General features: G+C 64.2%; 26 protein-coding genes. 15 read left to right on the forward strand and 11 right to left on the reverse strand.

What is annotated here, in order from left to right:
• Positions 1 to 76: 76 nt before the first annotated feature.
• From greA to RX330_RS29870, 4 genes are all read right to left on the reverse strand, one after another.
• The gene (gene greA, locus RX330_RS29855) at positions 77 to 559 is read right to left on the reverse strand and encodes a transcription elongation factor GreA (RefSeq protein ID WP_317240869.1); all 483 of its coding nucleotides are present in this window, start codon (positions 557 to 559) and stop codon (positions 77 to 79) included.
• A 58-nt stretch (positions 560 to 617) separates the two neighbouring features.
• Complete coding sequence (locus RX330_RS29860) at positions 618 to 1,103, reverse strand: hypothetical protein (RefSeq protein ID WP_212088896.1); 486 nt, start codon at positions 1,101 to 1,103, stop codon at positions 618 to 620.
• 156 nt (positions 1,104 to 1,259) lie between these two features.
• Positions 1,260 to 1,595: a hypothetical protein gene (locus tag RX330_RS29865; protein ID WP_317240870.1), complete on the reverse strand. Its 336-nt coding sequence runs from the start codon at positions 1,593 to 1,595 to the stop codon at positions 1,260 to 1,262.
• A gap of 266 nt (positions 1,596 to 1,861) precedes the next feature.
• Positions 1,862 to 2,542 carry an adenylate/guanylate cyclase domain-containing protein gene (locus RX330_RS29870; protein WP_317240871.1) on the reverse strand — a complete coding sequence of 227 codons (681 nt, stop codon included), beginning with the start codon at positions 2,540 to 2,542 and terminating at the stop codon, positions 1,862 to 1,864.
• Positions 2,543 to 2,753: 211 nt separating this feature from the next.
• Here RX330_RS29870 and RX330_RS29875 point away from each other — a divergent pair, with 211 nt between their 5' ends.
• From RX330_RS29875 to RX330_RS29890, 4 genes are all read left to right on the forward strand, one after another.
• Entirely contained in the window at positions 2,754 to 3,572 is an 819-nt protein-coding gene (locus RX330_RS29875) for a hypothetical protein (RefSeq protein WP_212088890.1), read from the forward strand.
• 8 nt (positions 3,573 to 3,580) lie between these two features.
• Complete coding sequence (locus RX330_RS29880; protein WP_317240872.1) at positions 3,581 to 4,288, forward strand: gamma-glutamyl-gamma-aminobutyrate hydrolase family protein; 708 nt, start codon at positions 3,581 to 3,583, stop codon at positions 4,286 to 4,288.
• Positions 4,289 to 4,311: 23 nt separating this feature from the next.
• The gene (locus RX330_RS29885; RefSeq protein ID WP_317240873.1) at positions 4,312 to 5,961 is read left to right on the forward strand and encodes a M23 family metallopeptidase; all 1,650 of its coding nucleotides are present in this window, start codon (positions 4,312 to 4,314) and stop codon (positions 5,959 to 5,961) included.
• Positions 5,962 to 6,110: 149 nt separating this feature from the next.
• Complete coding sequence (locus RX330_RS29890) at positions 6,111 to 7,253, forward strand: FAD-dependent oxidoreductase (RefSeq protein WP_317240874.1); 1,143 nt, start codon at positions 6,111 to 6,113, stop codon at positions 7,251 to 7,253.
• A 55-nt stretch (positions 7,254 to 7,308) separates the two neighbouring features.
• On the opposite strand, the gene RX330_RS29895 is transcribed toward RX330_RS29890, so the two are convergent.
• The 3 genes from RX330_RS29895 to RX330_RS29905 all read right to left on the reverse strand — a co-directional run bounded on the left by RX330_RS29895 (position 7,309) and on the right by RX330_RS29905 (position 9,905).
• On the reverse strand, positions 7,309 to 7,827 hold the full coding sequence (locus tag RX330_RS29895; protein WP_317240875.1) for a hypothetical protein: 519 nt from the start codon (positions 7,825 to 7,827) through the stop codon (positions 7,309 to 7,311).
• 186 nt (positions 7,828 to 8,013) lie between these two features.
• The gene (locus RX330_RS29900; protein WP_212088872.1) at positions 8,014 to 9,561 is read right to left on the reverse strand and encodes an acetolactate synthase large subunit; all 1,548 of its coding nucleotides are present in this window, start codon (positions 9,559 to 9,561) and stop codon (positions 8,014 to 8,016) included.
• A 41-nt stretch (positions 9,562 to 9,602) separates the two neighbouring features.
• A complete protein-coding gene (locus RX330_RS29905; protein WP_212089137.1) occupies positions 9,603 to 9,905 on the reverse strand; it encodes a hypothetical protein in 303 nt (100 codons plus the stop codon).
• On the opposite strand from RX330_RS29905, the gene RX330_RS29910 reads away from it, so the two are divergent.
• Together RX330_RS29910 and RX330_RS29915 are read left to right on the forward strand one after the other, a co-directional pair.
• Positions 9,892 to 10,389: a L,D-transpeptidase gene (locus RX330_RS29910; protein ID WP_375848482.1), complete on the forward strand. Its 498-nt coding sequence runs from the start codon at positions 9,892 to 9,894 to the stop codon at positions 10,387 to 10,389. The two genes, RX330_RS29905 and RX330_RS29910, sit on opposite strands and share 14 nt — an antisense overlap.
• A gap of 229 nt (positions 10,390 to 10,618) precedes the next feature.
• Positions 10,619 to 11,425: a DUF2927 domain-containing protein gene (locus RX330_RS29915; protein WP_375848480.1), complete on the forward strand. Its 807-nt coding sequence runs from the start codon at positions 10,619 to 10,621 to the stop codon at positions 11,423 to 11,425.
• Between the two features lie 19 nt (positions 11,426 to 11,444).
• Here RX330_RS29915 and RX330_RS29920 read toward each other — a convergent pair whose 3' ends face one another.
• On the reverse strand, positions 11,445 to 12,572 hold the full coding sequence (locus tag RX330_RS29920) for a threonine synthase (protein WP_317240876.1): 1,128 nt from the start codon (positions 12,570 to 12,572) through the stop codon (positions 11,445 to 11,447).
• Positions 12,573 to 12,848: 276 nt separating this feature from the next.
• Here RX330_RS29920 and RX330_RS29925 point away from each other — a divergent pair, with 276 nt between their 5' ends.
• From RX330_RS29925 to RX330_RS29940, 4 genes are all read left to right on the forward strand, one after another.
• A complete protein-coding gene (locus tag RX330_RS29925; RefSeq protein ID WP_317240877.1) occupies positions 12,849 to 14,105 on the forward strand; it encodes a GTP cyclohydrolase II in 1,257 nt (418 codons plus the stop codon).
• Positions 14,106 to 14,112: 7 nt separating this feature from the next.
• On the forward strand, positions 14,113 to 15,351 hold the full coding sequence (locus RX330_RS29930) for a URC4/urg3 family protein (RefSeq protein WP_317240878.1): 1,239 nt from the start codon (positions 14,113 to 14,115) through the stop codon (positions 15,349 to 15,351).
• A 164-nt stretch (positions 15,352 to 15,515) separates the two neighbouring features.
• A complete protein-coding gene (gene upp / locus RX330_RS29935) occupies positions 15,516 to 16,145 on the forward strand; it encodes a uracil phosphoribosyltransferase (RefSeq protein WP_212088860.1) in 630 nt (209 codons plus the stop codon).
• Positions 16,146 to 16,224: 79 nt separating this feature from the next.
• Positions 16,225 to 16,437, forward strand: a complete 213-nt coding sequence (locus RX330_RS29940; protein WP_317240879.1) for a hypothetical protein — start codon at positions 16,225 to 16,227, stop codon at positions 16,435 to 16,437.
• Positions 16,438 to 16,455: 18 nt separating this feature from the next.
• Here RX330_RS29940 and RX330_RS29945 read toward each other — a convergent pair whose 3' ends face one another.
• Both RX330_RS29945 and RX330_RS29950 read right to left on the reverse strand, forming a co-directional pair.
• Positions 16,456 to 17,568, reverse strand: coding sequence for a M48 family metallopeptidase (locus RX330_RS29945; protein WP_317240880.1), 1,113 nt, complete (start codon positions 17,566 to 17,568; stop codon positions 16,456 to 16,458).
• 3 nt (positions 17,569 to 17,571) lie between these two features.
• Entirely contained in the window at positions 17,572 to 18,717 is a 1,146-nt protein-coding gene (locus RX330_RS29950; protein WP_212089116.1) for a YjgN family protein, read from the reverse strand.
• 342 nt (positions 18,718 to 19,059) lie between these two features.
• On the opposite strand from RX330_RS29950, the gene RX330_RS29955 reads away from it, so the two are divergent.
• A complete protein-coding gene (locus RX330_RS29955; RefSeq protein ID WP_212088854.1) occupies positions 19,060 to 20,325 on the forward strand; it encodes a cytochrome P450 in 1,266 nt (421 codons plus the stop codon).
• A gap of 124 nt (positions 20,326 to 20,449) precedes the next feature.
• Positions 20,450 to 21,724 (forward strand): cytochrome P450, encoded by a 1,275-nt coding sequence (locus tag RX330_RS29960; protein WP_317240881.1) that lies wholly within the window; start codon positions 20,450 to 20,452, stop codon positions 21,722 to 21,724.
• Between the two features lie 231 nt (positions 21,725 to 21,955).
• Here RX330_RS29960 and RX330_RS29965 read toward each other — a convergent pair whose 3' ends face one another.
• Positions 21,956 to 22,876: a LysR substrate-binding domain-containing protein gene (locus tag RX330_RS29965; RefSeq protein WP_317240882.1), complete on the reverse strand. Its 921-nt coding sequence runs from the start codon at positions 22,874 to 22,876 to the stop codon at positions 21,956 to 21,958.
• Positions 22,877 to 23,001: 125 nt separating this feature from the next.
• On the opposite strand from RX330_RS29965, the gene RX330_RS29970 reads away from it, so the two are divergent.
• Genes RX330_RS29970 through RX330_RS29980 form a run of 3 tightly spaced genes read left to right on the forward strand, consistent with a single transcriptional unit; the run spans position 23,002 to position 26,151 of the window.
• Positions 23,002 to 24,171: an acyl-CoA dehydrogenase family protein gene (locus RX330_RS29970; RefSeq protein WP_317240883.1), complete on the forward strand. Its 1,170-nt coding sequence runs from the start codon at positions 23,002 to 23,004 to the stop codon at positions 24,169 to 24,171.
• A 9-nt stretch (positions 24,172 to 24,180) separates the two neighbouring features.
• Positions 24,181 to 25,284 carry a CaiB/BaiF CoA transferase family protein gene (locus tag RX330_RS29975; RefSeq protein ID WP_317240884.1) on the forward strand — a complete coding sequence of 368 codons (1,104 nt, stop codon included), beginning with the start codon at positions 24,181 to 24,183 and terminating at the stop codon, positions 25,282 to 25,284.
• A 15-nt stretch (positions 25,285 to 25,299) separates the two neighbouring features.
• Positions 25,300 to 26,151, forward strand: a complete 852-nt coding sequence (locus RX330_RS29980) for a MaoC family dehydratase N-terminal domain-containing protein (protein ID WP_317240885.1) — start codon at positions 25,300 to 25,302, stop codon at positions 26,149 to 26,151.
• The last annotated feature ends 39 nt before the right edge of the window (positions 26,152 to 26,190 follow it).

A 26,190-nucleotide genomic window follows, 5' to 3' on the forward strand; every position in this document is an offset into this window, starting at 1 on the left:
CATGCTTTAGGCGAATGAGATTGCTCCTGTCGATAGCGCCCTTTGCCACGCAACTCCCGCCTGGCCCCGCGCGTCCCTACGCGATCGCCAGAATCTCGATCTCCTGCGCGCCCGAGCCTGCGACATCGCCGACCGCCTTCCCCATCAATGACCTCGCCACCGGCGCGACGAACGAGATCGTCCCCGCTTTCGGATCGGCTTCGTCCTCGCCGACGATGCGATAGGTCTGCACGCGGCCGTCAGCGCGGCTGAAAGTCACGGTGCTGCCGAAGGCGACGATATCCGTCGAGGCCGGATCGGGCACGAGCTGCGCGGTGCGCAAGCGTTCCGTCAGATAGCGGGCGTCGCGCAAGGGCACGGCCGATTGCCGGCGTTTCTCGTTGACGTCCTCGATGGCTTGCGCGGCTTCATAGGCCGTTCGGGCCTCCTGAAGCTGCGCCTGCAACGCAAGCAGGCCTTTTTCCGTCACGAGGTTCGGATGCGGCGAGATGGGGCGATCCGGCAACAGCGTCTCGGACGCGGTTTCGGCGCTTTCTTCCTTGGTAAAGGCGACGCTCAATTCAAGAATCCTGTCGAACGGTCCGGGGTCGGCGACGTAGCGCGCCGCCGCTACCGGATTATATCTCAAGTTCGACGAAACGACGGAGCTTGAAGACGATATCCGGCATGGCCTGGCGGAACCGGGTCGCATTCTGGAAATTGGTCGAGAACGGCGCGAAGGTGATCATCGCGTTCCAATGCCGGTAGCCATAGACCGTGACCGAGGCGCCGGTTGCCGGAAAATCCTCCAGCTTGCGCAGCTCCCCCAGCACGAGATCGGCGATCGCTTCAGCAGGCAGCAGCTGTCGGCCGTCCCGCGTCGTGACGATTTTGGCGGGCTGCTCGACCGGCTCCGCGGCGGCCGGCGCGGCATCGGGCGCATCCTCCTGCCCGGTCGGCGTCGGCTCGGCGACGGGCGGCGCAACCGCTTCCGCCCCGTTGGACGGCACTGTCGGCGGCCCCTCGGTCAGCGGCGGCGGTGCAACACTTTCTGCGCGCTTGTTGCCTCCAAGGATGCTGCTGATCATGGCCACGAGCCCAGCATCCTTCACGTCGTCGCTCATCATTCCCCCCGGGATTCGGCCTACTCTAGCACCGCTCTCGCAGACCGCCACCGGGATGTGAGGTGGGAAGCCGCCCGGCCGGGGCGTTCCTTCGATCGCGTGTCCCTCGAAGGTGCCGGCGCAACGGCTGACCACGTCGCGCCGCCATGCGATCGGCTACCGCTTATCGAACGGAATATATTGATGGTACTGCTTGGGCACCGAGCTGCGATAGCGCGCGGGCACGGTGCCGCTGTCGACGGAGTGGTCGATCTCCTGCTGCCGCGTCATCTTTTTCTTCGCCTGCTTTTTCGACGCGCTCTTCTTGGAGTCGGTCGGCTGGCTGGAGCTATCGGTGGACGCAGCCGGTGCCGTCGTCGCTGCCGGCGCAGTGCTTGTCGCCGCAGGCGCCGCGGTTCCGCCGGCGGCGGGTGCGGTCTGAGCCAACGCGAGCGATGTCTGCATCATGAGCGCCAATGCCGCGGTCGCGGCCAGCAAGTATGACTTTTGCATCAGAACCTCCAAAATTGCCTGATCCGAACCAGGCCAAACCTAGGCCTGCGGCATCGACGCGTGCAAGTTTGTCGACATTAGGTCTGTTCCTGCACGACAACTGTGGCCGAGATCACATTGCTCGGCGACGAGACCTCGGGTGAAAGGCTCTGAAACCATTTGTAAGAAAGCGCGTCGGCCATTCGCTGGCCCAAATCGATTAATTCGAAGCTGGTCGGTGACCTAATCCGGCTACCGAGGACATCCTTCCCAGAGCACGACGGATATCATGCCGTGAGCGAGTCTCGGGGCAACAGCCAGGTCGAAATCGGACTTGCGCGGCCGGCAATTCGGCAGAGGCCATTCGGCTTCAGTTTTTCGACACCCGACCCGAGATGAGCTTGCCGGCGGATTGCGCCAAGCAGCTCGTCACTCACGACGATGAATGCGCCAAGCTTCCGTGTGAGCGCTTCGAGCTTGCGCGCCACGTTGACCGTATCGCCCGCGATCGCCTGCTCCAGATGTTGCTCCACTCCAATCTGGCCCATCCCCACCGAGCCAAAATGGACGCCGATGCCGATGCTCAGCGGCAACTCTCCGCGCGCGCTGCGCTCAGCGCTCCAGGCTGCAATCGTATGCAACATGCCGAAAGCGCAAGAGAGTGCGCGGCCAGCCGCGCAGCGCGCATCGTGCGCATCACCGAATGTCGCGACGATGGCGTCACCCTGATATTGTATGACTCTGCCCTGATGCTGAATGACTCGCATCGCCATGCGCTGCTGGTAGCTGCGCAAGAAGTTTATCGTCTCCGCCGGAGACCACTCTTCCGACATGCAGGTGGATCCGATGATGTCGGCGAAAAGGACGGCTGCGTGTTCGACCCGGACGGTATCCCGTTCCGTGGACATGCAAGCAGGCTCCCAAGCGTTTACGACTGAAGCAATACCAATCTGATTTGCGGCGGTCATGGCGTAATCTCTCTGAATTCGGTTCGAGATTCGGCTGGTCGGATGATCAGCCTGCGCCACAGAGTGAGCGCGCAGCCATCAAGCGAAAACAGCATCTCGCGGTCGCCATGAGCAACCGGCTGGCCAATGCCGGCCATTCCGCTGTCAAGTTCTATCAGGTCGTGTTAGTTTGTGTCACAATGCCCGCGCTAGACAGGTGCTGGAGCGCCCAATGTCGACCAGTCTTTCCGGACGCCACCTTCTCCGCTTCAGCGCAGACTTACGGGCCCATCGGGCGACATTTTCACTCAATGATGCTGAATACGCAGATCAAATTCTCAAGATTTCGCTCAATACCTTCAAGAAATGCCTCCACCCGAACAGTGACAAGCTTCTTCTCAAACGGCATACTCTTCTCAGCATCCTTGCCAATGCAGGCTTGAATCCGCGAGGATACGGGCTCTCGATTACTCTTCCGAGTCAATCCTCGCTATTCGGGGGATATCATACGAGTGACTACGACCATCTGTGCGGTCGATTTTTTCTCTATCGGCGCTCTTTTCTAACCGCCCGCAATATTACCTGCAGCGTCCTGGACATCCGGCCGAGCGAGAGCCATGACTGCCTGGCATTCCATGAACTGCACTATTACGTCTCCGACTCAGGCGCCCGAGATGAGATCAATTATTCCGGGAATGTTCATATGAATCTGGAGCGCAACGTCGTCAGCATGCCTGCATATTTCGAGGGACAGGTGAGGCTGACTCTCGTGCAGCCTGAACGACTCGGCAAATCCAAGGTCAAGATGCGTGGCGCGGTTCTGACATTTGGAAATCCGAAGGGTTACTGGCAGCCGACGGTCTCCTGCGTCTTTGTCGATGGACCGGTCGAGACAAAGGTTGCGCATCCGAGAAACCTTTGCAGGACAATTCTCGAAGGATCGGAGGAGCACGCAACTCTCTCCGCCGAGATGGCTCGTGTTGAAGAACATGCAACGATCATCACCCCCCTGATGTGGGCCAAGCTGCAGGCCGGAGCTACAGCCGCATAGGACATCCCATGGCGCGCACGCCACGCATCGCGGTGATCCTCGACGAGAATACCAGCGGCGATGGAAGCCGCTACGAGGCTGCGAAGAGCTATTTCACGGCGATCCGGGACGCCGGCGGCCTGCCGTTCGGCATCCCCTACCTCCCCGAAATCGTGGCGCCGGTCGCCGAGGAATTCGATGGCCTGCTCTGCGTCGGTGGACGGTTTGCTTACCCGGACGACTGGTATCTCCAGGGCAGGCTATCGAGGGCTCCGGCTTCGGAGAGACTGGCCATCGAGCGCGAAATCACCAACGAATTTCTGCGCCGCGAAAAGCCTGTTCTCGGGATATGCGCCGGCATGCAGCTGCTCGCCGGCCTTCATGGTTGCCGGTTGTGGTCCGACGTCAAGGCTTCGGGCCCCTCGATCATCGAACACGACAAGAAAGGTTCGCTGCACCGTGTGACGCTCACCCCCGGCACGAAGCTGGCGGCCTTGGCGAGAGTCCCCGAAATGCTCGTCAATACACTCCACTGGGAGGCGGTTGGCGAACTGTCCTCGTCAGTGATCGCCAGTGCCCGTTCCGATGACGGGGTCATCGAGGCGATCGAGATTCCAGCGCACCCCTTTGCGCTCGGCGTTCAGTGGCATCAGGAGCAGTTTGCCGCCGACGACCACCCTGGCAACCACCTTTTTCGAGGCTTCGTGAAAGCATGCGTAACGGGTAGCGGCAACTGACCGACAATTGGCGGGAGAGCGCCATGCAAAGCTGGAATTCCCGGATGGCAGCGATCGCGCTGGGACTTGCCGTCTTCGGCCTTCGCGTCCCCGCCATGGCTCAAACCGAAACGGTTCCGACCGCAAGGGTCGTGACCATCGTTTGGCAGGATGTGTCTCGAGACGTTCTGGCAATGGCACCTGAGCTTGGAGCGCTGCCAAAGAGCCTCGCAGCGAGGCTGCGGCCCGACATCGACCGGCAACTCGAAGGCCTCGTCTTTGCTGACAAGGAAGCGTTGCGGCCTCTGGTGTCGCTCAATGCGATGACGGCTAGCGTCAATCCGCGCATCGCGAAGGTACCGATTCCCGTGCTGGCACCTATCGACAGCTCTCGATATGTGTCCGCGTTCGTCAGCTCGCGTGGCTTCGGGCCGAAAGGCACCAACGCTTTTCTCAGCCCGGCCATCAGCAGAATGCAGTTCCTCGGCAAGACGACCGGCTATGACGCCATCCTCACCGTCAAACCGTCGCTGCTCCCCCGCGGCTACAAGGCGAATGCAAATCTCGTGCGGATTCATCTCGGCGGGACCGGCCTGCTGTATGACGCCAACAATGAGGACAAGAGCGGCGGGGATGCGCGGCGGGGCGATGCCGTCGAGGACCAGGCGCTGCAGGACATGTATCCGCGACTTCGACGCAACTTCAGCAACGACGGTCTGACGTACACTTTCGTCAAGTACGGCGTTTTCTACTTCGCAAACATATCCTGTGCCAGCGATCCGCCGTTCGTTGCGGATTTCCCCTGTGCGAAGGTCGAGGGGATTCTCCGGACGGTGCTTCGCGATCTCCGCCTCGTCGGTGGCTTGCCGCTTCCTATTCCTCATGCGACGGGAAGCGCGTCGCCGCGCCCCCTGAAGATGAGCCCCGCTTTCGCTTATCATGCGCCGGGCAATCTCCTGCCAGGGACAAGCCAGGACGGCCGCGGCGGCGTGACGCAGAAGATCCTGTGGGGCGGGGGTAATTTACGTTTCCCGATAGAGCTGGATCCAACCTACGCGAATTCGCAAACCTTCATGCATGCAGGCGATTGCCTCGGCCAGAAGATCCCTCTGGGGGGCGGTCGCTACAAGTGCCGGCAAAATCCCGGCCAGATACTCGAGCTTCGCGAAGACAAGATGGAGAACTACGCCCATCCGTGGCGTGACAATTACTGCGAGGAGCGGAACGACAATTCACGGGAGCCCAGGGACTGCCCGGCCGGAAGGCGGGCTCACGAAGGCCAGGACATCCGACCCCGTGAATGTCGATATGACGGCACGCGTTGCAAGATCGACTTGTTCGACGTGGTCGCGGTGACCAAGGGTCAGGCGTTCTGGAAAGCCAATAACAATGTGAAGTTCATCGCCGAGAACGATACCGGCGTCTATTTTGTGTACCTTCACATGAGCCCCGATGCGCTCAGGAAGGCCGGCCTGAAGCAAGGCGACATGGTCCGCCGCAATCGTGGGGACAAGATAGGCAAGGTCGGGAATTGGATGCACACCACCCCGAACGGCACGACGGCACATCTGCACTTCGAGATCCGGTCGCAAACGGAAACATGCGGGGGCTACGGTTGCACGGCTTCCCCCTACTGGACGCTCATCCGGTCGTATGAGCAGCTGATCGGCATGCAAGGAACGGAAATTCCCTGAGAGCGGGATGCTGCGAGGAGGAGTGCGTTCGGTTTTGGTTTGCGGCTGTCAGGGATTGCGAGTCCGTTCAACGGCTGTCGGAGCAATGCGCCCCGTGCGTGATGGGCCTTGGGGGCGCGGCGCTCCTTTATGGCAAGGGAGAAGGTGCGATGAGGCTTGCACGGCGGGACTTTTTACGTGTGATCGGGGGAGGACTCGCAGCGCCGGCGTTATCGGGCGCGGCGTGGAGCCAATCCGCCGGGAGTGCTCAGACCGCCGATGCGGCCGCGGTCGTCGAGCCGAATCCCGATTTCACCTACGTCCCCGGGCTAACTCCGCTGAAGGCGGCGCTACGACCGTACCGGAAGAATACCTACCGGCTGGAGAAGCAGGTGCTGAGCGGAGGCAAGCTCGTGGTTCACAATTACGGGCACGGCGGCGCCGGCATCACGATGAGCTGGGGGTGTGCGCAGGAGGTCGCGGACATCGTGACGGCGCAATTTCCTAATCCGGCAGGAAAGCCGGTTGCCGTCCTGGGAGCCGGAGTCATGGGCCTGACGGCGGCAACATGGTTGACCGAAAAGCTGCGAATGCAAGCGACGGTGTTTGCCAAGCATTTGACCCCGCAGACGACATCGAACGTAGCCGGCGGCCAGTGGGCTGCTTCGAAGGTAGCGTTCCAAGCCAGCGAAAGGGACAAGTTTGTCCGCATCCTGCGCCGATCCCACAGGGAACATGGGTTGCGCGGCAGCGCCTACGGCGTCTCCCCCCGGGACAACTACTCCCTCATCGAGCTCCCGTCGTTCACGGAGGTCCCGCCCGATCTCGTGCCGCGCACTTTCCTGAACCGGCTGCCGTTTACAACGATGAACCGATCAGGTTGGAGATATTCGACCCTGCTGGTCGAACCCCCGATATTTCTGACCAAGCTCCAGCAGGAACTGCAGAAGAATGGTGTGCGAATCGTGCAGCAGGAGTTCTTCTCCGAAGATCAAGTTCGCGCACTTGCAGCGGACATCGTCGTCAACTGTACCGGGGCGGGCTCGGACGCCATCTGGCCCGACCCCAATCTGATGCCGATCAAAGGCCAACTGGTAATGTTGCCGGCGCAGCCCCGACTACAATATCTGTTCAGTGGGAGCGGATACGTGTTTCCGCGCACGGACTGCGTCGTGATCGGTGGGACTGAGGAAACCAGCTTCACGGATGACAACCCCGATCCGCAACGCTGCGCGGCTTTGGTCCAGCACCTGAAAGATGTGTTCGACGGTGTCACGACGATCGCTCCGGAATGGATGATCCGGGATGAGTGACGGATGGACGGCCTGCCGCTTCGTCCTCGAAATCCGGCCTGTATGAGGACACGCGCTACTGCGTAGCGCCGAGCCCGACCTCCGCCAGCCGCGCCGCGAACCAGCGCGACTGCGCCTCGTCGACGGCGGCGCTGACATACACTTCCGACATCGTCACGTGGTCCCGGTCCAGCACCAGCAGCACGCCGATCCAGTACGGAAACCAGACATGGACATCGGTCAGCGCCCTCAGCTTGTGCTGGTCGTGCTCGAGCGGCGTGTGATTGCTGGCCTTGCGGATCTCGACCGTGAGCAGATTGTTCGGGATCTCGCGCTGGTGCACGGCGACGTCGGGATAGATCGACTTTCCCAGATGATCGTCGGTCGAGATGATGGTGCCGTGCGGCAGATGCAGCGTGCGTTCGCCGAGCCGGTCGTAGTTGCAGTCGACCGACCAGCCCGTGAACTGCTTCTCCAGATGCACGGCGAAGCGGTGCGTGAGCGCGCGCTCGCCGATGTCCTTCTCGAACAGGAAGGCTTCATGGGCGTAGAAGTCCCGGAGCGCTGCGATCACCTTGTTCAGCTCGGTCTGCATCGTGCCTCCGGGCCCACCACGCGCACTCATTGCGCCGCCGTCAGACCCTCATGGCGAGGAGCGAGGAGCGCGGAACGCGCGTCTCGAACCATGAAGGCCAGTATCCCACCTGCAAGCATCCTTCGAAACGCCCGCTTGGGCGGGGCCCTCAGGATGTCCTGGATTCGCGGCGCGACCAGCCAGCCCCTACATCTGGACTTCGATCAGCCGCGGCCCGGGCTCGGCGACGGCTTCGGCCAGCGCCTTGTTGAATTCGTCGGCATTGGTGACGGCGCGGCCGGGCACGCCCATGCCCTTCGCCAGGGCGACGAAATCCAGCGTCGGGCGGTCGAGCCGCAGCATGTCGTTGGCGCGCTGGCCGGGCTCGCCGGCGCCGACATTGTCGAACTCGCCGCGGAGGATCTGGTAGATGCGGTTGGCGAACACGATGGTGACGATGTTGAGGTTCTCGCGCGCCTGGGTCCACAGCGACTGGATCGTGTACATCGCGCTGCCGTCGCCGACCATGCAGATCACCTTGCGGTCCGGACAGGCGATCGCCGCACCGATCGACAGCGGCGTCGAGAAGCCGATCGAGCCGCCCATGTTCTGCAGCCAGTCGTGCGGCGCGGCGGCCGCCGTCGGCGGGAAGAAGGCGCGGCCGGTGGTGAGCGATTCGTCGACCAGGATGGCATTCTCGGGGATCGCGTAGGCGATCGACTGCGCGATCGAAGCATGGGTCAGCGCGCCGGTCGGCTTGAACAGCTCCTGCAACGCCTGCGGCTTGACGTCCTTGGCGCTCGCCTTCACGGCACCGGCCAGCGCTTCGAGCGCTGCGACCGAGTTCTCGCCCCAGGAGGTCATGCGATGGACGTCGCAGCCCTCGGGCTTGAGCATGCTCGGCTTGTTCGGATAGGCGAAGAACGCCACGGGATCGTCGGCCTCGACCAGCACGATGTGCCGGAACTTGGCCAGCATCGGCAGCGCGTTCTCGATCACGTAGTGGATGCGGTCGATCGAATAGCGGCCGCGGCCCCGCGCCATCCTGGGGCGGAAGGTCGGGCCCATCACGGTGCAGCCGGTCTTGGCGGCGATGCGCTCGGCCAGCGCAAGTCCCTGCTCGCTCAAGGCGCTGCCGGTCATCAGCAGCAGCGTGCCCTCGCCGTCGCCATGCAGGATCTTTGCGGCCTGTTCGACCGCCTGCGGCGAATAGCTCGCGCGCTGCTGCTCGGCGGGAACCTCGGCGATGCCGTCGGCCTCGTTCCAGGCCGTGTCGGCCGGCAGGATCAGGGTCGCGATCTGCGGCGGCGCGCTCTTTGCGGCGGCAATGGCCGCGGCGCCGTCAGCGGCAACCGATTTGGCGTCCGGCGAGGTGCGGACCCAGGACGACATCGGCCGGGCCAGGCCCTCGATGTCGGAGGTCAGCGGCGCGTTGAAGCCGATATGGTAGACCGCGTGCTGGCCGACGATATTGACGATGCCGGAATTGGCCTTCTTGGCATTGTGGAGATTGGCAAGGCCGTTGGCGAGGCCGGGGCCGAGATGCAGCAGGGTCGAGGCCGGCGTTCCCTTCATGCGGAAATAGCCGTCGGCCGCGCCCGTCACCACGCCTTCGAACAGGCCGAGCACGCAGCGCATGCCGGGCACGCGGTCGAGCGCTGCGACAAAATGCATCTCGGAGGTGCCCGGGTTGGTGAAGCAGACGTCCACCCCACCCTTGACCATCGTCCGCACCAGGCTTTCCGCACCGTTCATCAGAGGCTCCCGCAACCGGCCATGTCCAGATATCCGTTCGATCAATCATTGTTCGCGCGTTCCGTCAAAGCAATAGGTGGCATCGCTGCCCTGCCCCGCGCGACGACGCGCGGGTTCGGCAAGCTGGCATGGTTGCCGATTTGATAACGCTGACCGTGGAGGATGATGGCCCTCACGGGCCCGTGGCTTGCGAAATGCCTGCAAATATGGCCAGTGACGTCAGTTGAATCGATTTTTTTGCTGGGGGAGACAATGATCCGGTTTTTTGCCGCACCGATTGCCGCAATGGCGCTGTTGCTCGCGGGCGCGACCGCTGCATCGGCGGCGGGGATGATAGACTTCACGGGCACGAGCGCCACCGGCTTTCTCGGTAGCGGCGCAAGCCCGATCCCCCGCACCACGGTCATGTACAACGGCAACTACGCACCCGGCACGATCGTGGTGAACACGGGCGAGCGGCGGCTGTATCTGGTGCTCCAGAACGGCCAGGCGCTGCGCTACGGCATCGGCGTCGGTCGCGACGGCTTCCGCTGGGGCGGGGTGCACAGGATCACCGCCAAGAAGGAATGGCCGGACTGGACGCCGCCGTCGCAAATGCTGGCCCGCCGACCCGACCTGCCGCGCCACATGAAGGGCGGCGTCGACAATCCGCTCGGCGCGCGCGCGATGTATCTGGGCTCGACGCTCTACCGCATCCACGGCTCCAACGAGCCGGAGACGATCGGCCAGGCGGTGTCCTCGGGCTGCTTCCGCATGACCAATGACGATGTCACGGACCTCTATGGCCGCGTCGCCGTCGGTACCACCGTGGTGGTGCTGAAGAACTAGACCGGGAATGGAGTGGACAAAGCGACTTGTCCGCCATAGCTCGAAGAGCGACGGCGGAAGCGTGCCCACGATTTGTGGCTGATGGCGAGAGACGGTGGGCACGGCGCTTTCGCGCCTTTGCCCACCCTACGGCACCGCGCTTGAAAGTAGCAGGAACCCGCCGGCCGCGTGAATTTGTGGTCTTGTGCGCGCGCGGCGAATGCGGCAGCGTCGCACGACGATGAGCGCAATGAATCCGCCCTCGCCTCGCCTTCGCATCGCACTATTGGCGCTCGCCGCGCTCACATTGGTGCCTCACCTTGCAGCCATGGCCGCCGCGGCTGAATTGCCCGCGATCTCCTCGCGCCAGCGCGCCGAGAAGAAGAGCTTCACCGACGGCGAGATCGTCGACGGTTTCCTGAAGACGGCGTTCGGCGCCGAATATCACCTCGCCGGCCGCGTCGACCGTATCCGCAAATTCGACGGACCCGTGCGCGTCTACGCCGAGAGCGAGCGCACTGACCGCAAGGCGCAGCTCGCAAAGGTCGTGGCCGACATCGGCAAGCGCGTGCAGCATCTCGACCTCGCCATGATCGCGACCTCCGAAGCGGCGAACGTGCGCGTGAAGCTGGTGCGCGACCGCGATCTCTTCCGCACCCTGACCAGCTTCTACGGCGCCGAGAAGGCGCGCGAGATCCGCACCTCCCTCGATCCGCAATGCCTGTCCGGCTTCCGCAAGAACGACAATTTCGAGATCGAGCACGCCGACGTCATCCTCACCGTCGATAATGGCGACTTCACCTTCCTCGACTGCGCCTATGAGGAGCTGCTGCAATCGCTCGGGCCGATCAACGACACCGCGAGCGTGCCCTGGACCATGTTCAACGACAACGTCTCGATGGGCTTTTTCGACGTCTACGACCAGTACATCCTCAATCTGCTGTACGATCCCCGCATCAAGGCAGGCATGACAGTGGCTGATGTCAAGGCGGTGCTGCCCGCCGTGCTCAAGGACGTGCGCGCGTGGGTGAAGCGGGTGAACGATCTGAAGGAGTGAGGTTTTCTTACCCTCCGCCCTACTGCACCAGATCCGCAACCGTCGTCGCCGCTTTCAGCCCCGTCCCGGTGAGCACCGCGACCGTGGTCTCGTTCGCCTTGATGGCGCCGGTGGCGGAGAGCTTGTCGAGCGCCGCGGCGGCGCTGGCGCTGGTCGGCTCGGCGAACAGGCCCTGACGCGCGAGACGGCGTAGCGCGGCGACGATCTCCGCCTCGGTGAGCGCGACAGTGCCGCCACCGCTCTCGCGCAAGGCGCCGATGATCTCGCGCAGGCGCAGCGGATTCTTGATGGCGGTGCCTTCGGCAATGGTCTTGCTCACCTCGCGGGTCACAGGCGTATCGACGCCGGCCCTGAAGCTGGCATCGATCGGCGAGCAATTGAGCGGCTGCGCCGCGAACAGGCGCGGCAGCTTCGATATCTGGCCGGCCTTCAAGAGCTCGCGGAAGCCGAAGGCACAGCCCAGGAGACTGCTGCCGGCGCCGACGGGGACGATGACGTTGTCGGGCGCGCGAAAGCCGAGGTCTTCCCATATCTCATAGGCGAGCGACTTGGTGCCTTCGAGAAAGAAAGGCTGCCAATTGTGGCTGGCATAGAAGGTCTGGCTCGACTGCCGGATGGCCTCGGCTTCCGACTCCTCGCGCGGTCCATCGACAAGCTGCACCGCGGCGCCATAGGCGCGCACCTGCGCGATCTTGGCCGGCGAGGTCGAGGCAGGCGCCAGGATCTTCACGCGCATGCCGCCGGCAGCACCCAGCCCCGCCATCGACGAGCCGCCATTGCCCGAGGAGTCTTCGAGAATGGCTGAGACGCCGATCTGGCGCAGGAAGGACAGCATCACGGCGGAGCCGCGGTCCTTGAAGCTGCCGGTGGGGTTGAACCATTCGAGCTTGAACAACGGCCGCAGATCGCCCCAGTCCTGCTGGACCAGTGGCGTGCAGCCCTCGCCGAGCGTGATCGGGTTCTTGATGTCCGCCGGCAGCGCCGCCCGGTAGCGCCAGAGCGAGCGCGTGCGGCCGTCGATGTCCTCGCGCGAGATGCCGGCGCCCGGCGTCACCAGCAGCGGCGTGCGCTCGTCCGAGCACCAGCGCGGCTGGTCGAGCGGATAGAGCCGTTCGTTGCGGGGGTCGATGTAGCTGGCGGCGGGCATGGCAGTCTCCAGGGCAAAGCGATTGACCCTTGAAAACACGAAAAATGACAATACTTCAATCTCTTAAACTGACGACGTGAGTGCAGCCGCGAGATCGGCAGGCGTCATGGATTGGGCCGCAACCGGCCCTCCCCGCCCGGCACGATTAACTTGTCTGTCGCGGCTTGCCGCTACAATATGTTGGATTGAGCTCGCGTCGCCGGTGTCCACGACTGGTAACGCGACCGAGCCAGGCCCGTCCGAGCGGCGGGCCGTTGGCTTTTTGGGAGCCTGGACATGAGCCGCGCGAACCGTACCGACCACATCCGCCTCACCTCGCATCCGGAGCCGGGCCGGAAGGCCGCCTTCCCGATCCACTGGGGCGCGGCCGACGCGCGCGCCCGTGGACCGATCATCGGCACGGTGTCACGTGCCGCGGATCGCAACGTGATCGGCAGCCATGGCGGGTCTTATGCGATGTACCGGGCGCTCGCGGTCTCCGCCGGCGCGCTCGATCCGATCCGGCGGCCCGATCTCACCAACACGTTTCCGGCGGCGACCATCGGGCCGTTCGAGCAATGGTGCGATCCCGCAAAAATCGTCGCGCTCGATCCGTGGGGACATCTGGTCGCCGAGAATTTCGGCAAGGACATTGCGGAGGGTGTCGACATCCGCCCGAGCATCGCGGTGACGCGGGCGCGGCTCGACCTGCCGGAGATCCGCGAGGCGCTGGCTGCAAAGCGGCTGCGCGCCGACGGCGAGGTCGTGCACGCCAATGGCAGCGTGTCCGTCGTCAAGATCGCGATTGATCCGGTGTGGTACCTGCCCGGCCTTGCGGTGCGCTTCGGCACCGGCGAGACCGAGCTGCGGCGCACGCTGTTCGAGCAGACCGCCGGCATGTTCCCCGAACTGGTCACGCGGCCGGACATGAAGGTCTTCTTGCCGCCGATCGGCGGCACCACGGTCTACATGTTCGGCGACGTGACGAAACTGCCGGACCATCGCACCAGGATCACCTGCCGCGTGCATGACGAATGCAACGGCTCCGACGTGTTCGGCTCCGACATCTGCACCTGCCGGCCCTATCTCATCCACGGCATCGAGGAATCGGCGCGCGGCGCGCAGGAGGGCGGGCTCGGGCTCGTCGTCTACAACCGCAAGGAAGGGCGCGCGCTCGGCGAGGTCACCAAATTCCTGGTCTACAACGCGCGCAAGCGCCAGGAGGACGGCGATGCGGCCGCCGCCTATTTCGAGCGCACCGAATGCGTCGCCGGCGTGCAGGATGCCCGCTTCCAGCAATTGATGCCGGATACGATCCACTGGCTCGGCTTGAAGCGGATCGACCGCTTCCTGTCGATGAGCGACATGAAACATGACGCGCTGACCTCGCAGGGCATCGACATCGTCGAGCGCGTGCCGATCCCGCCGGAGCTGATCCCGGCCGACGCCTATGTGGAGATCGCCGCCAAGAAAGCCGCCGGCTATTACTCGACCGACATCGCGCCGGAAAAGGACGTGGATGGCGTGGTCGGCCGCTCGCTGGAAAAATACTGATCGCGCGATGGCGGAGGCTTTGGAACGACAGGCGCGCGCGCTGCTCACCGCAGCAGCGGTTCGCGCGCGGGCCGGCGAGATGCTCGATATCGGCGTTGCCGGCGGCTTGAGCCATTTCACTGTTGATCTCGACCGCATGGATGGTGTCGCGGAGGCCGTGCTGGCTGTCACGCGACAAGCCTATCCGACGCTGGACGTGCCCTTCCACGCGCGATGGCGGCATTTTGTGATTGAGGGCGTCGACCGCTGGGCGCGACTTGCCGACGCTGCATTGTGGCCGGATCGCGCGGCACGTGCGCGCGCCGAGTTCGACCTCGCCATCGTCAGCGTGCTGCTCGATGCCGGGGCGGGTGCGGCGTGGCGATATCGCGACGCGGTGACGGGAGAAAGCATCGGCCGGTCCGAGGGGCTTGCGGTCGCAAGCCTCGACATGTTCGCGAGCGGTCTCTTTTCGCGCGATGCCCGCTCGCCCTTGAGGGCCGATGCAGGCGTGCTCGCGGAGCTGCCGCTCGACGCACTTGCGGCGGCGTTTCAGGTGAACGCGGCCAATCCGCTGCTAGGGCTCGAAGGGCGAACCGATCTGCTGCAGCGCCTGGGCAGGCTGGTGGCGGAGCGCGCGGACGTGTTCGGCCTGCATGACACGCCACGGCCCGGCGGCCTGTTCGATCACATCGCCGCGCAAGCCGTCGGCGGCACTGTTGCTGCGCCCGCCGTTCTGTCGGCGGTGCTGGACCAGCTCGGACCGATCTGGCCGTCTCGGCTGGAGCTCGCAGGCATTCCGCTGGGCGATTGCTGGCGTCACCCGGCCATCACGACGGATGAGGCGACCGCAGGCCTGGTGCCCCTGCACAAGCTGTCACAATGGCTGAGCTATTCGCTGATCGAACCGCTGCAGCGCGCCGGGTTCAAGGTCACCGACATCGACGGGCTGACGGGACTTGCCGAATATCGCAATGGCGGACTGTTCGTCGATCATGCGGTACTGCGGCTGCGCGATCCCGCGGACGCCGAGCGCGCGCATGCGGTGGATTCGCTGCTCGTCGTGGAATGGCGCGCGCTGACGGTGGCGCTGCTCGATCGGCTAGCCGAACTCGTTCGCGCAAAACTCGGCCGCACGCGCGAGACATTGCCGCTCGCCAGCATTCTGGAAGGCGGCACCTGGGCCGCCGGCCGTGCCATTGCCTTCGCACGCCGCCCCGACGGCTCACCGCCGCTCAAGGTGATCAGCGACGGCACGGTTTTCTGAACCTTCTCCCCTTGCGGGAGAGGGTGGCTTCGCGAAAGCGAGGCGGGTGAGGGGTCTGTCTCCGGACGCGTCTCTCACTGGAGTTCGTGGAAGCAGACCCCTCATCCGGCGCTTCGCGCCACCTTCTCCCACAAGGGCAGAAGGGAAGAAGAGAGCAACCGATCATGGAAGGCGTCACGATCGTCGATCATCCGCTGGTGCAGCACAAGCTGACGCTGGTGCGGGACAAGTCCATCTCGACAAAATCGTTCAGGGAGCTGATCAAGGAGATCGGCATGCTCCTGTGCTACGAGGTCACGCGCGATTTGCCGCTGGCCGACACCGTCATCGAGACGCCGCTGGCGACGATGCACTCGGCCAAGATCGCCGGCAAGAAGCTGGTGTTCGTGCCGATGCTGCGCGCCGGCACCACCTTCGTCGACGGCATGATGGACCTGGTGCCGACCGCGCGCGTCGCCCATATCGGGATTTACCGCGAGCCGCACAGCTTCGCCGCGGTCGAATATTTCTTCAAATCGCCGTCCGACCTCGGCGAGCGCCTTGCGATCGTGGTGACGCCGGTGGTCGCGACCGCGAACACGACGGTCGCCGCAATCGATCGGCTGAAGGAGCGCGGCGCCAGGGACATCCGCCTCGCCTGCCTGATCGCAGCACCGGAAGGCCTGGAGCGGCTGCGCGGGCTGCATCCGGACGTTCCGATCTGGACGGCTGCGGTGGACGAGGGGCTCGACGAGAACGGTTTTATCTTGCCGGGCCTCGGCGATGCCGGCGACCGCGCCTACGGAACGCGGTAGTTACCACGCGGCCGCGGGTACCCGATGTTAGGAACGGCTTCCATGGCGCGAGGTTCTCCTGCTTTGCATGGAGAGCACGATGACCTATCAGAATGACAACAGCAGGACGGACAGAGCACGCCGCAACAGCCCGGTCGGCTGGGCGATCGGCGCGATCTTCGTGATCGCCGTGGTCGCGGCCGTCTTCTTCTACAATGGTCGCGAGTTTAGTCCGCAGGCGACGTCGACCAGTCCAAACAACGCGCCGAGCGTGACCACGGGCTCAAATCCGCCGGCTACGCCGGCGAAGTAAGGGCCGGCTGCGGGCGGCTCACACCTTCCCGCTGCCGCAAACCCCCTTCAACGCCTGCCACTCCTTGTCCGTCAATAGCGGCGGGCCGCTGGCGGGGCGATCTTCCCTGGTCATGCGGGCGAGGCGGTCCTCGGTCAGGGGATGACTGGCGAGGATCGTCGTGAGCGTGGACCCGCCTTCCTTGCCTGTGATGCGGTACATCAGCTCGAATGCGGGCTTCGGCGAGCGGCCGAGCTTGTGCATGACTTCGATCGCGAACGTATCGGCGGCGGTCTCGGCCTCGCGCGAATAGGAGGCCTCGACCAGGCTGCGCGAGGCGAAGATCACGGCAGAGGAGCCGGTGACATCGCCGAACAACAGGCCGATCAGGAACGAGGTGCCGCCGTTGTAGATCAGGCCGCGCATATTGTCGTGATGCTTGAGATGGCCGAGCTCGTGGGCGAGGATGCCGGCAAGCTCGTCGGGGCTTTCGGCCTTGTCGAGCAGGCCCTTGAGCACGAACACCTTGCCGCCCGGCAACGCAAAGGCGTTCGGCACCGCCGTCGGCAGCACGCCCGCCGTCATGGAATCATCGTCGAGACCTGCGGCATCACGCAGGCGATTGACGAGCTTCGTGAACGCGGCCTTGCCTGCGGGGTCTTCGCACACGCTGCGGCCGAAGATGGTCTTCACCTGGACCTCGGCGGCATCGCCAATCCGCCGCTCGACTGGCTTCGGCACCAGCGGCGCGAGACGGTCGGCGGCGAGCGGCACGCCGAACAGGACGACGCAGACGATGGAGACGGCGGCGGCCACCGACCAGCCGACGATCTTCGCGGTACCGCGCCGCGAGGTCTGGTGATCGTCGAGACGCAGGCATCGCGCGGTCACATCCGCTGCGAGCGCGGCGTCGCGGATCTCGAGCCGCGCGAGTGGCGTGGCGGATGTCGACGCCAGGCGCAAGATCCCGGCCGGGCTGTCGGCACGGCGGATGTCGGCATACGCCCAGCGCACGGGCGTTCCGCCCTCCTCGACGATCTCGAGCGCATCGCCGAGCGTCAGCATCACCTGACGCCTGCGGCTCGAGACGCCGTCGAAGAAGATGGTCGGCTTGACGGACTGCGCCGGTGCCTCGGTGGACGACTCACTCACAGCTCAAAATCCCGCGACATCGAGTCCGTCGGCGAACCCTTCACCGAGCGCGCTGGCAAGCTGGCCGCTGCCACGCACATCGGCGGCGGCCGCGATGTTGTGCACCTCGACGGTCTCGAGCACCTTGGCCCAGAGATCGCGCTGGAGATAGACCCGCATGACGATATTGATCGCGAGCGCCAGGGCGAAATAGCCTATCACCATCACCACCACCATCGGGATGCTCTTGGCGGCATTGTCGGAGCCGAACACCTCCTCCACCGGAACGCCGCCCAGCGAGACGACGAGCATCGCGGCGCCACCGAGATAGGCTGCGAAAATCATCGAAAGCAGCATCCACCAGCCGATCACCTTCCAGTACAGCCCGTAGAAGGCATCATGAGGCAGGTCCGAGGTCAGGCTGACGCCGCCAATGCGGATGCCGTCGAGCCACCAGCGCCACTCGCGCGCCTTGAATTCGGCATAGAAGAACGGAGCCAGCGGAAAAATCACCAGCGCGACCGGGCTGAGCAGCCACAGCCACCAGCCGCGCTTGAAGAAGGTCCAGCCGTCGCCTTCGAAATCACCGCGGAGGTCGCCGTAATGGGTGTGCTGCATCTTGTAGCGTTCGAGCGCGGCCTCGCGCCACGGCAACGCCAGGCCGAGCGTCAGGAACACGAGCAGGCCCCACGCCATGGCGCGGAACGCATAAGCCCAGCCGGAGCCGTCCATCCAGAACCGCACGCCGCGCCAGACCGTGCGCGTCAGCCGATAGCGCCGCGCGCGAAAAATCGCGAACTGGCCGAAGGCGTAGAAGCCGATGAACAGCGGCACCGAGGCAAAGGCCTGCCAGCGCTCGAACTCGATGCCGATCAGGAAGTAGGCGAGATAGATCGGGACCAGGATCGCCAGCGCGAACAGGAAGCCAACCAGCAGCTCCTTGGCCCGCCCGGTATATTCGGCGGCATCGCCGTCGACCGCGGTGTTCGCCCACAGATGGCGGCGAATGTCGGTGACGAGCCAGAACCGGTAGAAGCCGAAGGTGACGAGCTCCAGCATGGCACCCCTGGTGACCATTTTGCGGAACTCGGAGCGGCTTCCGGTGAAGTCGATGCCCGTGGGCGGCAACGGCGGCGGAATGGGCTGGGAGCCAATGGGGGTCCATTGCATGTCGTTCACGGCGGCAACCTCGGGATGCTGGTCGATTGCAATCAACTATAGGTCAGGGATTGGTCGATCCCCAACATGGTCGGGTTCGATTTACCTCGATTCCAGACGGTTCTGGCATGATTTCACGACAAACCGTGTGCGGGGGATCACGCTTGTCGGGACCGGTAACCCGGATGCGATTCGCTCCATCCGGGTCACGGCACCGACACCCCATCCGCTCGCCAGGATTGGGCGCAACAAAACTCTCCCTTGCTCCGGCGCAGACAACCGGCTGTAATTGCAGTTCAAATACCGCAGCGCAGAATTCAACGACGCGCGGTTCATGCTTTAGGGAGAACGGTCATGCATGGGACCATCGAAAGCGCGGCAAAGCTCGACGCCCTGCGCGCGCGCGCCACCTCACTGCCGCTGGAGCAATTTGACCCGGGCGATCCGGAATTGTTCAGGACCGACACGTTCTGGCCCTACTTCGACCGCCTGCGCCGTGAAGACCCCGTGCACTACTGCAAGGACTCGATGTTCGGACCGTACTGGTCGGTGACACGCTACAACGACATCATGGAAATCGAGACGAACCATTCGGTGTTCTCCTCGGCCTCCTCGCTCGGCGGCATCACCATCCGCGACGTCGACCCGGACCTGCGACGCGAGAGTTTTATTTCGATGGATCCGCCCCGGCACGCCGCGCAGCGCAAGACCGTGGCGCCGATGTTCACGCCGACGCATCTGGACAATCTAGCCCTGAACATCCGCAAGCGCTCTGCCGAGTGCCTGGACAATCTGCCCCGTGGCGAGGTGTTCGACTGGGTCGACCGCGTCTCGATCGAGCTGACCACGCAGATGCTGGCGGTGCTGTTCGACTTCCCCTGGGAGGACCGCCGCAAGCTGACGCGCTGGTCCGACGTCGCCACCACCATTCCAGGGCCCGACGGCCTGGTTGCGACGGACGAGGAGCGGATGGCCGAGCTCGCGGACTGCGCGGCCTACTTCTCGCGGCTATGGAAGGAGCGCGCGGAGCAGCCGCCGAAGAGCGACCTCCTGTCGATGATGGCGCATGGCGCCGCGACGCGCGACATGGACGCAAAAAATTTCCTCGGCAATCTCGTCCTCTTGATCGTCGGCGGCAACGACACCACGCGCAACACCATGTCGGGCTCGCTGCACGCGCTGAGCCAGCATCCGGAGCAATATCGCAAGCTGCGCGAGAATCCGGCGCTGCTCGACAGCTTCGTGCCCGAGGTGATCCGCTGGCAGACGCCGTTGGCGCATATGCGCCGCACCGCGCTCTCCGACTTCGAGTTCCGCGGCAAGCAGATCAAGAAGGGTGACAAGGTCGTGATGTGGTACGTCTCGGGCAACCGCGACGAGGAGGCGATCGAGAAGCCCTACGATTTCATCATCGACCGCGCTCGTCCGCGCACGCACCTGTCCTTCGGCTTCGGCATCCACCGCTGCGTGGGCCTCAGGCTTGCCGAACTCCAGCTCAAGATTATCTGGGAAGAGATCCTCAGGCGGTTCGACCACATCGACGTGGTGGGAGAGCCGAAGCGGGTCTATTCGAGTTTCGTGAAGGGACTTGAAGAGCTGCCGGTGAAGATTGCGGCGTGAATTCGATGCCCACGACAATGCTGCGCCCCCTCACCCGGCGCGCGGGACGATGCCGTGCATCGCCCGGGATGCGCCGACCTCTCCCGCAAGCGGGAGAGGCTAGAAACCAACTGGAGCCACGACGATGAATATCCAAGCGCCGGTTAAAGTGGACAAAGCTGAACGCATGCGGAAGGCGCGCGAGGAGGCCTATGCGACGCCGCTGGCGCAATTCCACCCCGGCGCACCCAGGCTGTTCCAGGACGACACGCTGTGGCCGTGGTTCGAGCGGCTCCGCAAGGAAGAGCCGGTGCATTACTGCACCAACGCACCGATCGAGCCCTATTGGTCGGTGGTGAAATACAACGACATCATGCATGTCGACACCAATCACGGCCTCTTCTCCTCCGACTCGACGCTCGGCGGCATCTCGATCCGCGACGTGCCGCAAGGCTACGACTGGCCGAGCTTCATCGCGATGGACCAGCCCAGACATTCATCGCAGCGAAAGACCGTCGCGCCGATGTTCACGCCGACGCATCTCGACGAGTTGGCAAAGCTGATCCGGCAACGCTCGCAGACCGTGCTCGACAATCTGCCGCGCAACGAGACCTTCAACTTCGTCGAGCGCGTCTCGATCGAGCTGACGACGCAGATGCTGGCGACCCTGTTCGACTTCCCCTGGGAGGAGCGGCGCAAGCTGACGCGCTGGTCCGACGTCTCGACCGCGCTGCCCAAAAGCGGCATCGTCGCCTCGGCCGAAGAGCGCCGCCGCGAGATGGACGAGTGCTACGGCTACATGTCGAAGCTGTGGAACGAGCGCGTCAACTCCGCACCGCGCAACGATCTGCTGTCGCTGATGGCGCACAACGACGCCACGCGCCACATGGACCCCGACAATCTCATGGGCAACATCATCCTGCTCATCGTCGGCGGCAACGACACGACGCGCAACACCATGACCGGCTCTGTGCTGGCGCTGAACGAAAACCCCGAGCAGTACGACAAGCTCCGCGCCAATCCGGCGCTGATCGATTCCATGGTACCCGAAGTGATCCGCTGGCAGACGCCGCTGGCGCATATGCGGCGCACCGCGCTTGCCGACACCGAGATCGGCGGCAAGCACATCAAGAAAGGCGACCGCGTCGTGATGTGGTACGTTTCGGGCAACCGCGACGAGGAGATGTTCGAGAAGCCGAACGACTTCATCATCGACCGCCCGCGCCCGCGCACGCACCTCTCCTTCGGCTTCGGCATCCACCGCTGTGTCGGCATGCGCCTCGCCGAGCTGCAGCTCAAGATCGTCTGGGAGGAGATGCTGAAGCGCTTCGACCGCATCGAGGTCGTCGGCGAGCCGAAGCGGATCTATTCCAGCTTCATCAAGGGGTACGAGACGCTGCCGGTGCGGATTCCGGGGTAGGCTCTCTCCGCCGTCATTGCGAGGAGCGAAGCGACGAAGCAATCCAGACTGCCATCGCGGAAACAGCCTGGATTGCTTCGCTTCGCTCGCAATGACGGAGGATTGGACGCAGCTGCCTGCCTCTCCCGCAGCGCGGATCGCGTAAGCACCTTCCAGCTATAAAATTTCGGCATGACAGCTCGCACCAGATGCGAAGACACGGCCTCGCGCGACTGTTCTACGACACGGCGTCTAACTCAATCTGATGTCCCACACGCCGTCCTTGCGGCAGGCGGCGACCTCCTCGCGCAGCAGCGCGGTGACGGCGAGCGAGGCCGTCGAGACCGGCCGGTCGATCGGAGAAGCGAAAATGAGCTCGCGCGTCATCGGCTTCGATACGGGCGCGGTTTCCAGCCGTCCGTCGGCGACCTCGCCGTGGACCGACGAGGGCGGCAGCAGCGCGAAGCCGAGGCCCTCCTCGACCAGGCTCGTCAGGACGCGAAACGAATCCGCCTCCAGTTGCACGTCGAGCTTGATCTTGCGCTGGGCGGCCGCGTGCTCGATCAGCGCGCGAAGGCCGTGCGAATGAGAGGGCAACACGAGCCGTTGCCGCAGCAGCCAGCCGATGTCGACGCTCTTCTTGCGTGCGAGGCCGCAGCCGCGCGGACCGACCGCGACGATGTTGTCACGGCCGAGGCTCGCCACGTTGAGATGCAGATCGGCCGAGCGCCCGTAGAGGATGGCGAGATCCATCTCGCCGCGATGCAGCCATTCGACCAGGTGGCCGCTGTAGCTCTCGACGATGCGCAGCGAGATGCCGGGAAACTTCTCGACGCAGCGCCGCGCAAAGCGCGCCGACAGCACGCAGCTCACGGTTGGAACCAGGCCGAGCACGACTTGCCCGGACGGCGGGCCCTTGGCCGACTGGATGTCGTCGCGGATCTGGTCGATCTGCCGCACGATACCGGAGGTGCGCGCCAGCAGCAGCCGGCCGGCTTCGGTCAGCACCATGCCGCGGCCGTTGCGGGTGAAGAGTTCGGTGCGGAGCTCGTGTTCCAGGAGCTTGATCTGCCGGCTCAGCGCCGGCTGCGCCACGCGCAGCGTGTCGGACGCCTTGGAGAGGCTGCCGAGCTCCGCCACGCAACTGAAGGTCCTGAGCTGCCGGAAATCCATGCTTGCCAATCCTGGAAGGCTACTTCATACGCTATAACAAATGAGCATAGGGGGCTGGCATTGTTTTCACAACGCCAGAGGGGTGGCCGGCGTTATCTTAACTGCCGCTAAGAATTGGAAACGCCATGAGTCAAGAACACCACACCGAAGACTACGCCGACATCCGCGAAGCCGTCGCAAAACTCTGCGCGCAGTTTCCCGGCGAATATTGGCGCAAGCTCGATCGCGAGATGGCCTACCCCAAGGCCTTCGTCGATGCGCTGACCGAGGCCGGCTATCTCTCGGTGCTGATTCCCGAGGAGTATGGCGGCGCGGGCCTGAAGCTGTCTGCGGCCGCGGCGATCCTGGAAGAGATCCAGCGCGCGGGCTGCAACGGCGGCGGCTGCCATGCCCAGATGTACACGATGGGCACCGTGCTGCGGCACGGCAACGCCGAGCAGAAGGCGAAATACCTGCCGAAGATCGCCAGCGGCGAGTTGCGCCTGCAGGCCTTCGGCGTCACCGAGCCGACCAGCGGCACCGACACGTCCTCGCTGAAAACCTTCGCGCGCAAGGACGGCAACGACAGCTACATCGTCAACGGCCAGAAGATCTGGACCAGCCGCGCCGAGCATTCCGACCTGATGGTGCTGCTGGCGCGCACCACGCCGAAGGACCAGGCCAAGAAGCGCACCGATGGCCTCTCCGTGTTCATCGTCGACATGCGCGAGGCCAAGAACAACGGCCTCGAAATCCGCCCGATCCGCACCATGATGAACCACGCCACCACCGAAGTGTTCTTCACCGACATGAAGGTGCCGGCCGAGAACCTGATCGGCGAGGAAGGCAAGGGTTTTCGCTACATCCTGTCCGGCATGAATGCCGAGCGCATATTGATCGCGGCCGAATGCGTCGGCGACGCAAAATGGTTCATCGCCAAGGCCACCAACTACGCCAAGGAGCGCGCAGTGTTCGGCCGGCCGATCGGCCAGAACCAGGGCATCCAGTTTCCGATCGCCAAGGCCTATGCCTCGATGCGCGCGGCCGAGTTGATGGTGAAGGAAGCCACGCGCAAATACGAGGCGGGGCTCGATTGCGGCGCCGAGGCCAACATGGCCAAGATGCTGGCGGCCGATGCGTCCTGGGAAGCTGCCAATGCCTGCATCCAGACCCATGGCGGCTTCGGCTTTGCCGAGGAATACGACGTCGAGCGCAAGTTCCGCGAGACGCGGCTCTATCAGGTGGCGCCGATCTCGACCAACCTGGTGCTCTCCTTCGTCGCCGAGCACGTGCTCGGCATGCCGCGCTCGTACTGAGGTCCAACCATGGGAGCATTGGACGGGATCAGGGTGATCGCGGTCGAGCAGGCGGTGGCGGCGCCGTTCTGCTCCTCGCGGCTGGCGGACGCTGGCGCGGAGGTGATCAAGATCGAACGGCCCGAGGGCGATTTCGCTCGCGGCTATGACGCGGCGGCCAAGGGCCAGAGCAGCTACTTCGTCTGGCTCAATCGCGGCAAGCAATCCGCCGTGGTCGATCTCGCCACCAAAGAAGGCTGCGCCGCGCTGGAGAAGCTGATCGCCAGCGCCGACGTGCTGATCCAGAATTTGAAGCCCGGCTCGATGGACAAGCTCGGCTTTTCGCGCGAGCGACTGCTGAAGGACTATCCGAAGCTGATCTCATGCACCATCACCGGCTATGGCGACGAGGGCCCCTACGCGCACCGCAAGGCCTATGATTTGCTGATCCAGGCCGAGAGCGGGCTTGCCTCCATCACCGGCAACCCTGATGGAGCCTCGCGCGTCGGCATGTCGATCGTCGACGTCGCGACCGGCGCGACCGCGCATGCGGCGATCCTTGAAGCGCTGATCGCGCGCGGCCGCACCGGCAAGGGCGCGGATATCCGCATCTCCATGTTCGACGTGATGGCGGACTGGTGCACCGTGCCGCTGCTCAACTCCGAAGCCGGCAACCCGCCCAAACGCATGGGCCTGCGCCATCCCTCGATCGCGCCCTATGGCGTGTTCACCTCGAAGGATGGCAAGGACATTTTGATCTCGATCCAGAGCGAGCGAGAGTGGAAGACGCTGTGTGCCAAGGTGCTGGATCAGCCTGATCTGCCCGCCGATTCCCGCGTCGCCAACATGGTCGAGCGTGTGCGAAACCGCGACTTCACCGACAAGACCGTTGCGGACATCTTCGGCAAGCTGACGCGCGACGAACTGCTCAAGCGGCTGTCGGATGCCGACATCGCGTTTGCCGAGGTCAACACCATGGCCGATCTCACCAATCATCCGCATCTGCGCCGCATCGAGGTCGACACGCCGCAGGGACGCGTCAGCTATCCCGCGCCGGCGCCGATCATCGTCGGCGAGACCCGCAGCTATGGTGCCGTGCCCGCGATCGGCGAAAACCCGAAGTCCAAGAAATAACAAGAGCGAGGCAACATGACCGAGAAGCTCGACATCGATCATCTCAGGCAATGGATCGGCCGCAGCACGGAAGCCACCGACATCGTCACCGCACAGCTCGTGATGGGCCTGCGCGCGACGCTGTTCCAGGATGTCGGCGAGCCCAAAAAGGGTGACGCCGCACCGTTCACAGTACATTGGTGCCTGGCGCAGCCGGTGTTTCCGATGTCGATGCTCGGACCCGACGGTCATCCGACCCGCGGCGGCTTCCTGCCGCCGGTGCCGCTGCCGCGCCGGATGTGGGCGGGCGGCGAGATCGAATTCCTGCAGCCGCTGCAGGTTGGCGATGAATCCACGCGGACCTCGCGCATCGCCGATGTGCAGGTGAAATCAGGCTCGACCGGCACGCTGTGCTTCGTCTCGGTCGAGCATAGCATCTCCTCCCCGCGCGGTGTCGCCATCCGCGAGCGGCAGGACATCGTCTATCGCGAGATGACGAGCAGCGCGTCCGCCAGCGCCAAGGCCCCGCCCCCACCGCCGAAGGCGCAGCACCGCGAGACCCATGTCTCCGATCCCGTGCTGCTGTTTCGCTATTCCGCGCTGACCTTCAACGGCCACCGCATCCACTACGATCGCGACTACGTCACCAAGGTCGAGGGTTATCCGGGCCTGATCTTCCACGGCCCGCTGCAGGCGGCGCTGATCATCGAGATGGCGGCGAAGCTGCACGGCGGCAAGGCGCCGAAGAAGTTTTCGTATCGCGGCCTGCAGCCGCTATTCGAGGGCACGGAGTTCTCCGTCAACGCCAACGAGACCGAGTCCGGCATGGACCTGTGGACCGCGAACGCGGAGGGACAGCCGACGATGAAGGGGACGGCGGTGTGGTGATGCTCTCTCCTCGTCATTGCGAATGTAACGGCGATGTAG

It is taken from the genome of Bradyrhizobium sp. NDS-1 (assembly GCF_032918005.1).
GTDB lineage: Bacteria > Pseudomonadota > Alphaproteobacteria > Rhizobiales > Xanthobacteraceae > Bradyrhizobium > Bradyrhizobium tunisiense.

Bases quoted from the DNA above. Each gene is read 5' to 3' on its own strand.
- RX330_RS29860 (WP_212088896.1), bottom strand. From the start codon at position 1,103: ATGAGCGACGACGTGAAGGATGCTGGGCTCGTGGCCATGATCAGCAGC.
- RX330_RS29865 (WP_317240870.1), bottom strand. From the start codon at position 1,595: ATGCAAAAGTCATACTTGCTGGCCGCGACCGCGGCATTGGCGCTCATG.
- RX330_RS29870 (WP_317240871.1), bottom strand. From the start codon at position 2,542: ATGACCGCCGCAAATCAGATTGGTATTGCTTCAGTCGTAAACGCTTGG.
- RX330_RS29875 (WP_212088890.1), top strand. From the start codon at position 2,754: ATGTCGACCAGTCTTTCCGGACGCCACCTTCTCCGCTTCAGCGCAGAC.
- RX330_RS29880 (WP_317240872.1), top strand. From the start codon at position 3,581: ATGGCGCGCACGCCACGCATCGCGGTGATCCTCGACGAGAATACCAGC.
- RX330_RS29885 (WP_317240873.1), top strand. From the start codon at position 4,312: ATGCAAAGCTGGAATTCCCGGATGGCAGCGATCGCGCTGGGACTTGCC.
- RX330_RS29890 (WP_317240874.1), top strand. From the start codon at position 6,111: ATGAGGCTTGCACGGCGGGACTTTTTACGTGTGATCGGGGGAGGACTC.
- RX330_RS29895 (WP_317240875.1), bottom strand. From the start codon at position 7,827: ATGCAGACCGAGCTGAACAAGGTGATCGCAGCGCTCCGGGACTTCTAC.
- RX330_RS29900 (WP_212088872.1), bottom strand. From the start codon at position 9,561: ATGAACGGTGCGGAAAGCCTGGTGCGGACGATGGTCAAGGGTGGGGTG.
- RX330_RS29910 (WP_375848482.1), top strand. From the start codon at position 9,892: ATGATAGACTTCACGGGCACGAGCGCCACCGGCTTTCTCGGTAGCGGC.
- RX330_RS29915 (WP_375848480.1), top strand. From the start codon at position 10,619: ATGAATCCGCCCTCGCCTCGCCTTCGCATCGCACTATTGGCGCTCGCC.
- RX330_RS29920 (WP_317240876.1), bottom strand. From the start codon at position 12,572: ATGCCCGCCGCCAGCTACATCGACCCCCGCAACGAACGGCTCTATCCG.
- RX330_RS29925 (WP_317240877.1), top strand. From the start codon at position 12,849: ATGAGCCGCGCGAACCGTACCGACCACATCCGCCTCACCTCGCATCCG.
- RX330_RS29930 (WP_317240878.1), top strand. From the start codon at position 14,113: ATGGCGGAGGCTTTGGAACGACAGGCGCGCGCGCTGCTCACCGCAGCA.
- upp (WP_212088860.1), top strand. From the start codon at position 15,516: ATGGAAGGCGTCACGATCGTCGATCATCCGCTGGTGCAGCACAAGCTG.
- RX330_RS29940 (WP_317240879.1), top strand. From the start codon at position 16,225: ATGACCTATCAGAATGACAACAGCAGGACGGACAGAGCACGCCGCAAC.
- RX330_RS29950 (WP_212089116.1), bottom strand. From the start codon at position 18,717: ATGCAATGGACCCCCATTGGCTCCCAGCCCATTCCGCCGCCGTTGCCG.
- RX330_RS29955 (WP_212088854.1), top strand. From the start codon at position 19,060: ATGCATGGGACCATCGAAAGCGCGGCAAAGCTCGACGCCCTGCGCGCG.
- RX330_RS29960 (WP_317240881.1), top strand. From the start codon at position 20,450: ATGAATATCCAAGCGCCGGTTAAAGTGGACAAAGCTGAACGCATGCGG.
- RX330_RS29965 (WP_317240882.1), bottom strand. From the start codon at position 22,876: ATGGATTTCCGGCAGCTCAGGACCTTCAGTTGCGTGGCGGAGCTCGGC.
- RX330_RS29970 (WP_317240883.1), top strand. From the start codon at position 23,002: ATGAGTCAAGAACACCACACCGAAGACTACGCCGACATCCGCGAAGCC.
- RX330_RS29975 (WP_317240884.1), top strand. From the start codon at position 24,181: ATGGGAGCATTGGACGGGATCAGGGTGATCGCGGTCGAGCAGGCGGTG.
- RX330_RS29980 (WP_317240885.1), top strand. From the start codon at position 25,300: ATGACCGAGAAGCTCGACATCGATCATCTCAGGCAATGGATCGGCCGC.